Origin of the sequence: Neisseria sp. HMSC058F07 (genome assembly GCF_001810035.1) — a bacterium.
Taxonomy (GTDB): domain Bacteria; phylum Pseudomonadota; class Gammaproteobacteria; order Burkholderiales; family Neisseriaceae; genus Neisseria; species Neisseria perflava.
In genome coordinates this window covers 299,139-312,760 of record NZ_KV799663.1, presented here as the reverse complement: position 1 = coordinate 312,760, position 13,622 = coordinate 299,139, and the positions used below count along the sequence as shown (strand labels likewise).

Here is a 13,622-nt window from a genome sequence, read left to right as displayed (position 1 = left end):
CAATAAGATAGGATTATATAACTATGAATGAAGATATTATCAAAGGAAAATGGGAGCAACTTAAAGGTAAAGCCAAAGAAAAATGGGGCGAGCTGACAAACGACGATTTGGACATCATCGAAGGCAAGCGCGATCAGTTGGCTGGTAAAATCCAAGAGCGTTACGGTCGCACTAAAGATGAAGCTGAAAAAGAAATTGATGATTGGTTGAACAGCTAAGACCGTTGAATTTCATAATAAACGGTCGTATCCCCCTCGACCGTTTTATATTAAACCGAAAGGAAAAAATCATGCTTCATTATTCGATCGTTTTCTTTATAATCGCTATTATTGCAGCTGTATTAGGTTTCGGTGGTATTGCAGGTAGTGCGGCAGGCATAGCCAAAATTTTATTTGCCGGTTTCTTGATCTTGTCGGTGATATCACTGATTTTTGGCAGGAAGAAATAATACCTGTAAACCAATAAGGTTGTATCAAGCCACCATTCCGTCAAATAGGCCGTCTGAACAATCAGGATAACTGGTTTTCAGACGGCCTTTGTTCTTATAATAGCGGTTTATTGTTTCCACACACACCTAGCAACGGAGTTTCCATGCAGTTTTCAGCATTCGGTGAAAAATTCACACAACACAGCGGTATTTTGCAGTTGATGGACGATTTGGGCGATGCGCTCAAAAGTGACAAGCCCGTCAACATGCTTGGCGGCGGCAATCCGGCGAAGATTGCTGAAGTCAATGCGGTGTTCGCCGATGTGTTTTCTAAACTGGCGGCGGAACACGCTGTTGAGAATATCGGCAATTATTCCAATCCGCAGGGCGATGCGGCGCTGATTGCGGCTTTGACTGAGTTTCTCAACCGCGAATACGGCTGGAACCTGACGGCGGACAATATCGCGCTGACCAATGGTTCGCAAAACGCGTTTTTCTATTTGTTCAACCTGTTTGGCGGCAAATTCAATCTTTCAGACGGCCAAACGGCTGAGAAAGCCATTTTGTTGCCGCTTGCGCCTGAATATATCGGTTATGCCGACGTGCATGTCGAAGGGCAGCATTTTATTTCGGTGAAGCCGAAAATCGAAAATGTCGAACACGAAGGCGAAGCAGGCTTTTTCAAATACCGCGTGGACTTTGACGCGCTGGAGAGCCTGCCTGAATTGAAAGAGGGCAAAATTGGTGCGATTTGCTGTTCGCGCCCGACCAACCCGACCGGCAATGTGTTGACCGACGGAGAGATGGCGCGTTTGGACGCTTTGGCGCAGGAGCATGGGATTCCGCTGATTATCGACAACGCTTACGGAATGCCGTTCCCGAATATTACTTACAGTGATGTGACGCTCAACTGGCACGAAAACATCATCCTCTGCTTCAGCCTTTCTAAAATCGGCCTGCCCGGCGTGCGTACCGGCATTATTGTCGCTGCGCCGGAAGTGGTCAAAGCCGTCAGCAGTTTGAATGCGATTGTGAACCTGTCGCCTACGCGTTTCGGCGCGGCGATTGCGGCTCCGCTGTTAAACGACGGCCGTCTGAAACAGCTGGCCGACCAAGTGATTCAGCCGTTTTACCGTCGGCAGGCGCAAACGGCGGTTTCCCTGCTCAAACGCGAATTGGGCGCGTATCCGTTGAAAATCCACAAGCCTGAAGGTGCGATTTTCTTGTGGCTTTGGTTTGAAAACCTGCCTGTTTCGTCGCAAACCTTGTACGAAATGCTTAAAGCCGAAGGCACGCTGATTATTCCGGGCGAGCATTTCTTCGTCGGCATCGACACGCAGGATTACCCGCACGCCCGCGAGTGCATCCGCATGAGCATTGCGCAGGACGCGGAAACGCTGGAAAAAGGCATTGCCGCGATCGGTCGCGTGGTGCGCGGTTTGTATGATAAAAAATAAATGCTTTGAATAGGCAAAGGCCGTCTGAAACGTGGGTAATCAGGTTTCAGACGGCCTTTTTGTCGGATTTAGATATGGTGGATAACCAGTTTTTTGCCTTCGTAATCGAGGACGTTGACGTCCATATCGAATAAGGTTTTGATGTTTTCGGCGGTGAAAATATCGTTGGGCTTGCCCTGCATGGCGACTTGGCCGTTTTTCATGGCGACGACGTAATCGGCGTAGGCGGCGGCCTGGTTGATGTCGTGTAGGACGACGACGGTGGTGCGTTTGTGTTCGTCGGTCAGTCGGCGCAGGATTTGCATGAGGGAGCGGGCATGATACATGTCGAGGTTGTTCAGCGGTTCGTCCAGCAAAACGTAGTCGGTGCGCTGGCAGAACACCATGGCAATCATGGCGCGTTGGCGTTGGCCGCCGGAAAGCTCGGTCAGGTAGCGGTCGGCAAAGTCTTGCAGGTGGAACTCGGTGAGCGCTTCTTCGACGATGGTTTTATCCGTTTCAGACGGCCTGCCTTGGTGGTAGGGATAGCGGCCGAACATGAGCAGGTCGCGCACGGTAATGCGGCTCATGATGCTGTTTTCTTGGGTGAGGATGGAAAGCGTGCGGGCGAGTTCGGCGGTGGGGGTGGTTTTGATGTCTTTGCCTGCGTAGCTGATGTCGCCGCGTACCAAGGGCTGCAGGCGCGCCATAAAAGAGAGGAGGGTGGACTTGCCTGCGCCGTTCGGGCCGATCAGCGCGGTAATGCCGCCTTCGGGGATGTCGAGGCTGACGTCGTTGAGGATGGGGTTGCTGCCGATGGTGTGGCTGACGTTGCGGATGGTAATCATAGGCGGGTCCGAAAATGGGAAATTGGGGTTTCAGATGGCCTTGAGTTTTAAGGCCGTCTGAAACTTATTGATTATGACGTTTTAGATTTCGCTGACGGTGACAAATTCGGGATTGTCGGCTTGGTCGATCAGGAAGGCGCGGACGCGTTCTTGCCAAAGCTCGCCGAATTGTTTGAGTTCGTCGGTACTTGCGCTGCCGCTGACGGCTTTGGGCATGATGTCGCGCATTTGCGGCGCAAAGGGTTGGAGCGCGGCGTTGAGGCTGACGGCAACGGTTTTGCCGGTATCGCGGCGGCGGAGCGCGAGTGTGCCGTTGATTTCGCCTGCACCAAAGGACAAGAGGTGGCGGCGGGCAAAGCGTCCGGCTGGGCCTACGCCGCCAAAGCCGGTTTCGGGTGCCGCGCCGGTAAGGAGTTGGACGACGGAAGCGGTTACGCCGGTCGTGCCTTCGTCACGCTCGCCCTGCATAAAGGCTTCGATGTCGCCGCGTTGCGGCAGCTCTTCGCCGTAAAGGGCTTTCAGGCCTTTGACCACCATCAGGTAGGCACCGGCGACGGTCGGGCAGGAGTGGCCGCACAGGCGCACGGCATCGGCGTAGCGGTAAGTGAGGATGCCGTTTTCGGCCGCGCCGAGGAAGTCGGCCAATGCGTCTTGGACGGTAATGGTCGGGGCGTCATCGAAGAATGAAGGGAGGCGTTCTTGTGTCATGAGGGTTATCCTTTATGGGTTTGCTTAGGCCGCCTGAAGGTTTCAGACGGCCTGAAACCTTTGCGGCATACTGTTTGCTGCGCTTTGAGCGGCATTTGCATTCAGTATTGCGGCAAAGGTTTCGGACTGAAACTGCGGTGTTATTTTAGGAGTATTTTTTTGTCCTGTATAAATTTTTCCGCCAGTTTTGTCGCGCCGTGGGTGTTGAGGTGGTTGGTGTCGAAATATATCGGCAGGCCGTCTATGGTTTTGTCTGCCGGAATAGGCTCCATGATGTTGACCCAATGCACGGCAGGCCGCTGTTTGACTATGTTTTCTATGGTTTTTTCCGCTTCGGCGGAGCGGGCAATTTCCGCTTTTTTATGCTCGGAAACGTATTGCATATCGATGCCGAGACGCTGTTTCAGGTAGTAATGGCGCAGGGGCAGTTGCGCGTTCATCGGCGTGTCGGCAAAGACGTAAACCTGCTTGCTCTGTTGGATCAGGGTATCGAGCATTTTGCCGAAATGCTCCGTAAAACCGGGCTTGTCGGTATGCAGGAACCAACGTTGCGAGATAAAGACCACCGGATAGTTTTCGACCTTTTGTGCAATAAAGCGGTTGTAAGGGTTGCAACGGTTGGCACGGCGGTCGCTTTGCGGCAACATAAAACCGAAGGCAACGCCGCAGCTGTTGGACGAGATAATGTCGGCGGCAAAGCTTTCCTGTTTACCCACCATATCGATAAAGGGCGTCAGGTGGGCGGCGTGGGAGTCGCCCATCAGCAGGACTTTGCTGCTTTGGTTTTCTGCGCCGACCGCGCAGTCGGTTTTAGTCAAGGTATCCGCGCAGATTTTACTTTCGTCAACCGTATATAGGTTTGTCTCGTATGCGGCCGGTTTGGCAGTCAGCAGGTAGCCGGCGGCAGGAATCAGCAGGGCGAAATAGGCGGCGATGACCCTGATGAATTTCTTGGTGGTGAAATTCTTTATCCGTCGCGCCGGTGTTTCGACGAAGTAATAGGACAAAACAGACAAGCCGGACATCAGCACCACTGCCAATACAATCGCGGACATCGGCAAAGCGTTGTCCATGTAAACATAGCGCATGACGGCCAAGACCACCCAATGCCAGAGATACAGTGAATAGGAAATCAAACCGATAAACACAACGGGCTTGAGGCTCAACAGTTTGGCGGTATTGAAGCCACTTTGCGTTTGCAGGGTTTTGCCTGAGTAAATCAAGCCGCCAACCGCCGTACAGCACAGCAATCGTTCGATATTGCCTTCGCCGGGCAACACGCCGTAAGGAAGCAGTAGCATGGCGGCAATAACCGCCATCATCGCCCAGCCGACCAGAGGCGTGCTGAAACGGTCGTTGGTTTGGGAGGGCGGAATAAAGGCAAAAAGTGCGCCGATCAGCAGCTCATATGCGCGCACATAAGGCAGGAAATAAGGATCCATGCCGAAGGTGGGCAAAAAGACGGACAACAGGCTCAATACAATCAGCAAAAGGATGAATTGGCGGATGTTGCGCCCTTTGCTGAATCGGAAAAAAGCAGTCAGCAAAACTGGAAAAACAAAGTAAAACTGCTCTTCCAGCGATAAAGACCAAATGTGTTGCAAAGGTTTTTCCGCCGCGTCGGCATCAAAATAACCGCCGCGCCGTGCAAAAAACAGGTTAGCCGAAAACAGCAACGCAAACACTGCGGATTTGACGTATTGGCGCAGGTCAAACGACAAGAAAAAGATTGCGGCGGCCAAGCTTGTACACAGCAATACGCAGGAAAAAACAGGCAAAATGCGCTTCGCGCGGCGTTTGTAAAACTCTAAAAACGAAAAACTGCCGTTTTGCATTTCGCGGCTGATGATGGTGGTGATCAGGTAGCCGGACAGGACGAAAAACATATCCACGCCGAGAAAGCCGCCGGGCAGCCAAGCGGCATCAATGTGGAAAATAATGACAGCCAAGACTGCCAACGCCCGGATGCCGTCCAAGTCGGGACGGTATTTTAATGTCGTGCTCATTTTTTGTAATTCTAGTAAATCCAGTAATGTTTACTATGAGTACATGTCAGAAATTTAGTTTCATTTCAAGGATTAAATATTTTTTAAACATGGATTTCAGACGACCTGAATTTATTTTTGCGAACGTTTGGGCACGTTTAATTTATTTCTTTTTCAACACCAAATATAAAAATACCAATCCACCTGCAAATTCGACGACCACGCTCAATACGGCCTGCATGCCGAGGAAGTGCTCGAAGATGGTTTGCCCGCCGACCAGCAGGATGCCGCCGACACAAAAAGTCATGGGCAGGCGGACAGAATGTTTGACCGACGGAGAAAAATGGTTGGCCAGCGCGGCAACCAGCAGGCCGAAAAAGCTTACCGGGCCGACAACGGCGGTCGCGGTCGCAACCAATGCAGCGATCCACAACAGCAGCCATAAGGTATTGCGCGTGTAGTTGATGCCCAAATTGATGGCTTGATTGCGGCCGAGCAGGTAAACATCGAGGCGGTGGCGTTCTCGCCAAATCACGGCGGCGCTGATGAGCAACACGACTGCGCCGATACCCAACAATTCCGAGTGGACGGTATTGAAAGTGGCAAACATATTCGCCTGTGCGGCGGTAAATTCTTCGGGGTCAATCATGCGCGAAAGCAGCGATGACAGGCTGCGGAACAAAATCCCGAAAATCACGCCGATTAAAATCATGCGCGACAAATCGCGTCCGCCCTGTTTGATGAGCGTGTAGAACAGCAGCAGCGAGCCGCCCATCATGACGACCAGTTCAAAGCCAAATTTGCCCGTCAACGGCAGGGAAGCATAGCCCACGCCGCCGAGCGTAAACACCAGCAAGGTCTGCAAAAACACATACAGCGAATCGAAACCCAAAATCGAAGGGGTCAGAATCGGATTGTTGGTCAGCGTTTGGAAGAGTTGCGTGGACACGCCGACCGCATAGGCAACCATCAGCAGCGCGGCAAGTTTGGTCAGACGCAGGTGTAAGACAAAGTCCCAATCGCCTTTGACGTTGAGCGTCATAAACAGGACGCAGGAAACCAGCAACAGCGCAAAGGCGACCCACAACGGACGGCTGCTTCCTGCCATAAAACCGATATTTTTTTCAGACGGCATGAGCAGGTTTCCTTAATAAAAGCCATAAAAACAAAGCCGTCCCCATTACGCCAAAAACCGTAGAGACCGGAATTTCAAACGGAAACACAATCACGCGTCCGACAATATCGCACAGCAACACCAAAGATGCGCCCAGCAAGGCCACCGCCGGCAGGCTTTGACGCAGTTTGTCGCCCATCAGGCGGCTGATGATGTTCGGCACGACCAAGCCGATAAACGGAATATTGCCGACTGTCACGACCACCAAAGACGTAATCAGCGCCACAATAATCAGCCCCGACCACAGAATCGCCGTCCGGTTCAGCCCCAAATTCACGCTTACTGTTTCGCCCAAACCCAAAATCGTCAGCTGGTCGGCAATCAAATAGGCAAACAAAGCCAAAATCCCCGTTGCCCACAGCAGCTCATACCGCCCGAGCAACACGCCGGAAAAATCACCCTGTTGCCACACGCCGAGCATTTGCAACATTTCGTTTTCATACGCAATAAAGGTGGCCACCGCCTCAATCACACCGCCAAAAATAATCCCGACCAAAGGCACCATCAGTTGCGCGGTCGGCGGCAGGCGGCGGATCAGCAGCATAAAGACCAACATCCCGATCAGCGCGGCAACGGCGGCAACCGACATTTTTGCCAGCAGCGGCGCGGCCGGAAGTAGCAGGGTCATCAACAGCAAACCCAAAGCCGCGCTTTGGCTTGCGCCCACCATCGACGGTTCGACAAAACGGTTGCGCATCAAAATCTGCATAATCATGCCGGCCACTGCCATCGACGCACCCGTCAGCACAATCGCAAACGTGCGCGGCAGGCGGCTGATGAACATGACCTGCTGGCTGTCGGATAGCGAAAACAGGGCGGACCATTTGAATTCGGCCACGCCGACCGACAGGCTGACGGCAAACAATATCAAAAGCGCGATGCCGTTGATAAGGTTTAAAGAAAAGGGCTTGTGAAACATAAACGATAAAGTCGTAAAAGAAACAAAGGCATTATTTTATAGTTGTATCGTTTTAAAATATAACGAAGCAAACGGGCAAGAATGCCCGTTTCAGACGACCTAATGACCAAAATACAGCTTGGGCAAAGGCCGTCTGGATGCCGTAAAACGGAAGGGTGGACATTGCCGCCCGCCGAAACAATTATTTCGCCGCGTTGAATGCGTCGGCAACCTGTTTGGAAGCATTCAGCAATTCTTGTGCGCCGCCGGCCGCCAGATAAGTTTCAGGAACAAGGTAAACCACCTGTCCTTTTTTCCAAGCGGTCGTTTCGGCAACCAGCGGATTGTTCAACACATCTTTCGCAGCCTGACCTTCTTCACCGATGGCCGCGCCGCGGTCCAAAACAAACAGCCAATCAGGGTTTTTCTCTTTCAGGTATTCAAAGCTGATAGGCTGGCCGTGGCTGCCTTCCTTAATCGATTCATCAACAGCGGGAACGCCAATATCTTTATGCAACCAACCGCCCAAACGTGAGGAAGGGCCGAAAGCCGACATCTTACCGCCGTTGACCAATACCACCAAACCCTTGCCTTTGCCTTGCGCAGCAGTTTTCGCTGCTTCAAACGAAGCATCGATTTCCGCTTTCAGCTTGTCCGCTTCGGCCTGTTTGCCGAAGATTTGACCCAGTGCGTCGATGCGCTCTTTTGAGCTTTCTTTCAGATTGGCGGTTTCGGCGGTCATCTCGATGGTCGGCGCAATCTCGTTCAACTTGTCAAATGCTTTAGCTGCACGGCTGCCAATAATGATGAGCTGCGGTTTGTAAGCGTTTAAGGCTTCGTAGTCAGGCTCAAACAGCGTGCCGGCAGGTTTCGTGGTTTTGAAATATTCGTCCAAGTAGGGCAGGCGGTTTTTGTCGACGGACAAACCGGTTTTCACGCCCAGTTTGTTTAAAGTGTCGAGCATGCCCAAATCGTAAACGGCGATACGCTCCGGATTTTGCGGCACTTTTGCTTCACCGCGCGCCGTTTTAACGGTCAGGCTTGCACCTTCGGTTTGGGCGGCAGAAGCGGAAGCAGTTTGGGCTTGGTTGGACGCAGAATCTTTCGGTGAACACGCACCCAAAGCGAGGGTGCAGCATACGGCTAAAGCGGTCAAACGTAACATAGGGTTTCTCCGTGGTCGGAAATAAAGTAAATAGAAATGATAACTTGTATCGGATTATAAAGCTAGATGCCGTCTGAAAACTTTTGTTTTCAGACGGCTTTTTCAAGCTGATTGCTTAGAAGCGGTAGTTCACGCTTAGGCGGACATCGCGGCCTGGTTCAGGCAGGGAATTGGCACCTGCGCGTTGGCTGTGCGGCTTGTAGTTTTTATCAAAGACATTGTTGACGGAGAAGTTGACGTTCAAGTCGTCTTTGCCTGTCGGTTTCCAGTTGGCGAAGATATCGTTGACGCCGTAGCCTGCACGGACGACATTCAGAGCCACATCAGAGCCGCGCGAGGTCGGGGCATAGCCTGCATTTTGGACATAACGTCCGCGCCAGCCGATTTCCAGATTCGGATTGTCGAATTGGTAAGAGAGACCGGTTGTCCATGTGCGTCCCATCGGGATGGCGGTCGTTACTTTGTCAGCGGTATCGCCATTCAGCTTCGGTTTGCTGTAGGCTACGCCTGCACGTGCGGTCAGACCTTTCCAGCGGTAGGCTGCATTCAGTTCGTAACCTGTGTTTTTCAGCTTGCCGCCGTTATACCAGACGTTGTTTCGTCCTTCTTGACGGATGGCCTGTACATCTTTGATTTGCTGATGGAAATAGCTGCCGGAGAGCGTCAGGGCAGAATTCCAGTGGTAGTTAAAGCCGATTTCTGCATTTCGCGAGCGTTCTGCTTTCAAGTCAGGTGATGAAATAATCGGCCTGTTGTTTGCTAAAGCTGCTTCGTACAGGCGGGGGCTGCGGGTTGCATAGTTCAGGCTGGTGTTGATGGAAAAATCAGGGGTAATGTCATAAACCAACCCGATGCTTGGATTGAGGTTGCCGTCTGAATTTTCTGTATTACTGCTGGTTTTCATTTTCCAGCGGTCATAGCGCAAACCTGTGGTCAGCGTAACCGGTGAGAAATCCCAAATGCCTTCTACATATACGCCGGCATCGCTTTTCTTCTCGCTGTTTTCTCCTTTTGAGCTGCTTTTTTGAGTGCGCCAGTTTACTCCGTATTTCAAGGTATGGCGGTCAAATAGACGGCTGTCGAGATTGAGGTTGGCTCCGTATGTCCGTACTTCGCCGTCCAATTCATAATCTGGACTGGGGGCTTCATCACGTTTGGTATTCAAACGGTAAACATTGGCTTTGATTTTGTCAATAAAGCCCAAGTTTCCGCCTTTGAATTCCAAGTTGGTGGTGTCTTGGGTCAGTGTGCGGTAACGCGGCGAGTTGGTGGCGACATTCGGAATACGGTTGCCGTTGGCATCCAAAACGTATTGACCCGTACGGCGGTCGGTTTGGAATACTTGCGAGAAATCGAACTCTTCGCGCAGGGCGCGTTCCCCATATTGCTTCTCTTGGCGGTGGCTTAATTCAATACGGTTGTCCTCGTTGAAACGATAGCCGATTTTGCCCAGCAAACCGCGTGAACCCAATCCACTGTTTAAAACCTTATCGCTTCCGAGCAGATTACGGTAGCCTTTGCCTGCCGTGTATTCTTTGTCGCGTACGAAATTGCCTGAAACCAAAGCGTCAAAACCGCCTGCCTGACCATAAACGCTTGCGCCGCGTGAATAGCCTTTATTGCTGCTGATGCCGGCATTGACTTTGAAACCGACGTTTTGACCCTCTCTCAGCAAATCTTTGGCTTCAACCGTTTCGGCAACAATCGCGCCGCTGGTTGCACCGATACCTGCGGAGGCCGAACCCGTACCTTTTTGCACGGCAACGACTTTTACCAATGCGGGGTCAAGCATAAAGCGGCCGTTGTGGTGGAAAATCTGGCTGTCGGTGTAAGTATCGTCAACTTTATAGTCTATTTGGTCTTGTCCCATACCGCGGATGGTTACCCACTGCGACTGACCGTTGCCGCCGCCGAAACTGATAGAGGGTTCGTTGAACAATACGTCTTTTAAATCAGTGGAAGTCGTTTCTTCCATACGTTTTGTCGTTACGCGATGTGTGGCGCTTGTGGCCTGACCTTTGACGGTAACGGTATCAAGCACAACATTGTCTTTGGCTTCATTTTCTGCATGGGCAAAACCGGCTGCCAGTGTCAGTGACAGCAGGCTCAGTCGGAACAGGGGCGTATTCATTGAGAAATGTCCTTAATAAAATGACAGTAATAAAAAAATAAAAGCAAATAAAGAGAAATTATCTTTAAAAATATGCAATTAAGAATAATCATCATTTATAATAATGCATATAAAAGAAACAGTTGTAAAGAGTTGTATTGAATTTGTTAAGGAAATGGGTTGTTTTTAAACGAACTTTGCAGTTGGTATATCAGGCCGTCTGAAAAATATGTGATCGGGCATTTTTGCGTATGAAAATATTTGGAAAGACTGCATAGAAATTTTTACTTTTTCCCTTGAATTTGTCGCAAACAACCCAAATCTACTCGCCATTACGGCAGGCTTTCTACTAAGTGTGCCGCTATTTCCAAGCAAACCGTGTCTGTCATGTCCGACAGACAATTGTTTTCAATCTATTTATTTATCGGAGCATTAAGACATGACCATCCGCCCTTTACACGACCGCGTAGTCGTCAAACGCTTAGAAGCTGAAGAAAAAACCGCCTCTGGCATCGTTTTGCCGGGTGCGGCTGCTGAAAAACCCGACATGGGCGAAGTAATCGCCGTAGGTGCGGGCAAAATCGGTAAAGACGGCGCGCGCCGTCCGCTGGATGTCAAAGTCGGCGACAAAGTGATCTTCGGCAAATACAGTGGCCAAACTGTAAAAGCCGACGGCGAAGAGCTGTTGGTAATGCGTGAAGAAGACATCTTCGGTATCGTTGAATAAACTAGTGAGATTTACGTTATGACCAAATGCAAAGAACTTGATTTACTGAAATCCTACTTAACTGACAAATTAAAAGCTGAGAAAAGTATCATTAAGGATGCTGAGCGGTTTACTTTTCCTGGTAGTGATTTGATCGTAGATGTTTTTCACACAGGTACTGTTCGTCCGCAAAATGAACATAAAGATGTGGAGCTTTGGAAAAAAATTCAAACACATATCGACAGCCTAAATTCTTAACTTATTATTAAAATTTCTGGAGATAAAATATGGCAGCAAAAGACGTACAGTTCGGCAATGAAGTTCGCCAAAAAATGGTAAACGGCGTCAACGTATTGGCAAACGCCGTACGCGTAACTTTGGGCCCTAAAGGCCGCAACGTGGTACTCGACCGCGCTTTCGGCGGCCCGCACATCACTAAAGACGGTGTGTCTGTTGCAAAAGAAATCGAATTAAAAGACAAATTCGAAAACATGGGCGCGCAAATGGTGAAAGAAGTGGCGTCTAAAACCAACGACGTAGCCGGCGACGGTACCACTACTGCAACCGTATTGGCGCAATCCATCGTTGCCGAAGGCATGAAATATGTGACCGCCGGTATGAATCCGACCGACCTGAAACGCGGTATCGACAAAGCCGTTGCCGCTTTGGTTGACGAGCTGAAAAACATCGCCAAACCTTGCGACACTTCTAAAGAAATCGCCCAAGTCGGCTCTATTTCCGCCAACTCTGACGAACAAGTCGGCGCGATTATCGCCGAAGCGATGGAAAAAGTCGGCAAAGAAGGCGTGATTACCGTTGAAGACGGCAAATCTTTGGAAAACGAGCTGGACGTGGTTGAAGGTATGCAATTCGACCGCGGCTATCTGTCTCCTTACTTCATCAACGACGCTGAAAAACAAATCGCTGCTTTGGACAATCCGTTTGTATTGTTGTTCGACAAAAAAATCAGCAACATCCGCGATTTGTTGCCTGTTTTGGAACAAGTGGCCAAAGCCAGCCGTCCGCTCTTGATTATCGCTGAAGACGTAGAAGGCGAAGCCTTGGCGACTTTGGTGGTGAACAACATCCGTGGCATCCTGAAAACCGTTGCCGTTAAAGCCCCTGGCTTCGGCGACCGCCGCAAAGCCATGTTGCAAGACATCGCTATCCTGACCGGCGGCGTGGTGATTTCTGAAGAAGTCGGCCTGTCTCTGGAAAAAGCGACTTTGGACGATTTGGGTCAAGCCAAACGCATCGAAATCGGTAAAGAAAACACCACCATCATCGATGGCTTCGGCGACGCAGCCCAAATCGAAGCGCGTGTTGCCGAAATCCGCCAACAAATCGAAACCGCAACCAGCGAATACGACAAAGAAAAACTGCAAGAGCGCGTGGCTAAATTGGCCGGCGGTGTGGCAGTAATCAAAGTCGGTGCCGCTACTGAAGTGGAAATGAAAGAGAAAAAAGACCGCGTGGAAGACGCGCTGCACGCTACCCGCGCCGCCGTTGAAGAAGGCGTGGTTGCAGGCGGTGGCGTAGCCCTGTTGCGCGCACGTGCTGCTTTGGAAAACCTGCACACCGGCAATGCTGACCAAGACGCAGGCGTACAAATCGTCTTGCGCGCCGTTGAGTCTCCACTGCGTCAAATCGTTGCCAACGCAGGCGGCGAACCTAGCGTGGTTGTAAACAAAGTGTTGGAAGGCAAAGGCAACTACGGTTACAACGCAGGCTCCGGCGAATACGGCGACATGATCGAAATGGGCGTACTCGACCCTGCTAAAGTAACCCGTTCTGCGCTGCAACACGCCGCATCCATCGCCGGCCTGATGCTGACCACAGACTGCATGATCGCTGAAATCCCTGAAGAAAAACCAGCTATGCCTGATATGGGTGGCATGGGTGGTATGGGCGGCATGATGTAAGGCCGTCTGAAACCTTCAGACAAAAAGCAAAACCGCACGGCAAGCAGCCGTGCGGTTTTTTATTTGCAGTAGAGGCATGAGATGGTGAGGAGAATGCCATGATTTACAGAGAAATAAGGGTAGCCAGTTCCATTGAATTAGAAGCAATCAAATAAACTTCATTATCAAAAAAAGGCCGTCTGAAACTTTATTTTGCGTTTCAGACGGCCTGCTTAATGATTTAAACCGTTACTTTTTGTCCGA

13 protein-coding genes are annotated in these 13,622 nt (G+C 50.8%); 6 read left to right on the top strand and 7 right to left on the bottom strand.

Annotated features, from left to right (window positions below):
• The first annotated feature begins 23 nt into the window (after nt 1–23).
• The 3 genes from HMPREF2696_RS01750 to HMPREF2696_RS01740 all read left to right on the top strand — a co-directional run bounded on the left by HMPREF2696_RS01750 (nt 24) and on the right by HMPREF2696_RS01740 (nt 1,884).
• Entirely contained in the window at nt 24–218 is a 195-nt protein-coding gene (locus HMPREF2696_RS01750; protein ID WP_004520971.1) for a CsbD family protein, read from the top strand.
• A 71-nt stretch (nt 219–289) separates the two neighbouring features.
• The gene (locus HMPREF2696_RS01745) at nt 290–448 is read left to right on the top strand and encodes a DUF1328 domain-containing protein (RefSeq protein ID WP_039862543.1); all 159 of its coding nucleotides are present in this window, start codon (nt 290–292) and stop codon (nt 446–448) included.
• A gap of 143 nt (nt 449–591) precedes the next feature.
• Entirely contained in the window at nt 592–1,884 is a 1,293-nt protein-coding gene (locus tag HMPREF2696_RS01740; protein ID WP_004520973.1) for a valine--pyruvate transaminase, read from the top strand.
• A 68-nt stretch (nt 1,885–1,952) separates the two neighbouring features.
• On the opposite strand, the gene HMPREF2696_RS01735 is transcribed toward HMPREF2696_RS01740, so the two are convergent.
• From HMPREF2696_RS01735 to HMPREF2696_RS01705, 7 genes are all read right to left on the bottom strand, one after another.
• A complete protein-coding gene (locus HMPREF2696_RS01735; protein ID WP_039862545.1) occupies nt 1,953–2,711 on the bottom strand; it encodes an iron ABC transporter ATP-binding protein in 759 nt (252 codons plus the stop codon).
• A gap of 81 nt (nt 2,712–2,792) precedes the next feature.
• Nucleotides 2,793–3,419, bottom strand: coding sequence for an FmdE family protein (locus HMPREF2696_RS01730; RefSeq protein WP_004520976.1), 627 nt, complete (start codon nt 3,417–3,419; stop codon nt 2,793–2,795).
• A gap of 140 nt (nt 3,420–3,559) precedes the next feature.
• Complete coding sequence (locus HMPREF2696_RS01725; protein WP_049336907.1) at nt 3,560–5,425, bottom strand: acyltransferase family protein; 1,866 nt, start codon at nt 5,423–5,425, stop codon at nt 3,560–3,562.
• Between the two features lie 142 nt (nt 5,426–5,567).
• Entirely contained in the window at nt 5,568–6,539 is a 972-nt protein-coding gene (locus tag HMPREF2696_RS01720) for an iron chelate uptake ABC transporter family permease subunit (RefSeq protein ID WP_004520978.1), read from the bottom strand.
• Nucleotides 6,529–7,497, bottom strand: coding sequence for an ABC transporter permease (locus HMPREF2696_RS01715; protein WP_004520979.1), 969 nt, complete (start codon nt 7,495–7,497; stop codon nt 6,529–6,531). The genes HMPREF2696_RS01720 and HMPREF2696_RS01715 overlap by 11 nt, the downstream gene beginning before the upstream one ends.
• 181 nt (nt 7,498–7,678) lie before the next feature.
• The gene (locus HMPREF2696_RS01710) at nt 7,679–8,641 is read right to left on the bottom strand and encodes a siderophore ABC transporter substrate-binding protein (RefSeq protein ID WP_049336908.1); all 963 of its coding nucleotides are present in this window, start codon (nt 8,639–8,641) and stop codon (nt 7,679–7,681) included.
• 115 nt (nt 8,642–8,756) lie between these two features.
• On the bottom strand, nt 8,757–10,772 hold the full coding sequence (locus HMPREF2696_RS01705) for a TonB-dependent receptor domain-containing protein (protein WP_049336909.1): 2,016 nt from the start codon (nt 10,770–10,772) through the stop codon (nt 8,757–8,759).
• Between the two features lie 418 nt (nt 10,773–11,190).
• Between HMPREF2696_RS01705 and groES the strand changes: the two genes are divergently transcribed.
• From groES to groL, 3 genes are read left to right on the top strand one after another with little or no spacing between them, the layout of a single operon-like run.
• Entirely contained in the window at nt 11,191–11,478 is a 288-nt protein-coding gene (gene groES / locus HMPREF2696_RS01700; protein ID WP_003744509.1) for a co-chaperone GroES, read from the top strand.
• 18 nt (nt 11,479–11,496) lie between these two features.
• Nucleotides 11,497–11,715, top strand: a complete 219-nt coding sequence (locus HMPREF2696_RS01695; protein WP_049336910.1) for a hypothetical protein — start codon at nt 11,497–11,499, stop codon at nt 11,713–11,715.
• 29 nt (nt 11,716–11,744) lie between these two features.
• Nucleotides 11,745–13,379: a chaperonin GroEL gene (gene groL / locus HMPREF2696_RS01690; RefSeq protein WP_049322649.1), complete on the top strand. Its 1,635-nt coding sequence runs from the start codon at nt 11,745–11,747 to the stop codon at nt 13,377–13,379.
• Nucleotides 13,380–13,622: the final 243 nt, after the last annotated feature.

Bases quoted from the DNA above. Each gene is read 5' to 3' on its own strand.
- HMPREF2696_RS01750 (WP_004520971.1), top strand. From the start codon at position 24: ATGAATGAAGATATTATCAAAGGAAAATGGGAGCAACTTAAAGGTAAA.
- HMPREF2696_RS01745 (WP_039862543.1), top strand. From the start codon at position 290: ATGCTTCATTATTCGATCGTTTTCTTTATAATCGCTATTATTGCAGCT.
- HMPREF2696_RS01740 (WP_004520973.1), top strand. From the start codon at position 592: ATGCAGTTTTCAGCATTCGGTGAAAAATTCACACAACACAGCGGTATT.
- HMPREF2696_RS01735 (WP_039862545.1), bottom strand. From the start codon at position 2,711: ATGATTACCATCCGCAACGTCAGCCACACCATCGGCAGCAACCCCATC.
- HMPREF2696_RS01730 (WP_004520976.1), bottom strand. From the start codon at position 3,419: ATGACACAAGAACGCCTCCCTTCATTCTTCGATGACGCCCCGACCATT.
- HMPREF2696_RS01725 (WP_049336907.1), bottom strand. From the start codon at position 5,425: ATGAGCACGACATTAAAATACCGTCCCGACTTGGACGGCATCCGGGCG.
- HMPREF2696_RS01720 (WP_004520978.1), bottom strand. From the start codon at position 6,539: ATGCCGTCTGAAAAAAATATCGGTTTTATGGCAGGAAGCAGCCGTCCG.
- HMPREF2696_RS01715 (WP_004520979.1), bottom strand. From the start codon at position 7,497: ATGTTTCACAAGCCCTTTTCTTTAAACCTTATCAACGGCATCGCGCTT.
- HMPREF2696_RS01710 (WP_049336908.1), bottom strand. From the start codon at position 8,641: ATGTTACGTTTGACCGCTTTAGCCGTATGCTGCACCCTCGCTTTGGGT.
- HMPREF2696_RS01705 (WP_049336909.1), bottom strand. From the start codon at position 10,772: ATGAATACGCCCCTGTTCCGACTGAGCCTGCTGTCACTGACACTGGCA.
- groES (WP_003744509.1), top strand. From the start codon at position 11,191: ATGACCATCCGCCCTTTACACGACCGCGTAGTCGTCAAACGCTTAGAA.
- HMPREF2696_RS01695 (WP_049336910.1), top strand. From the start codon at position 11,497: ATGACCAAATGCAAAGAACTTGATTTACTGAAATCCTACTTAACTGAC.
- groL (WP_049322649.1), top strand. From the start codon at position 11,745: ATGGCAGCAAAAGACGTACAGTTCGGCAATGAAGTTCGCCAAAAAATG.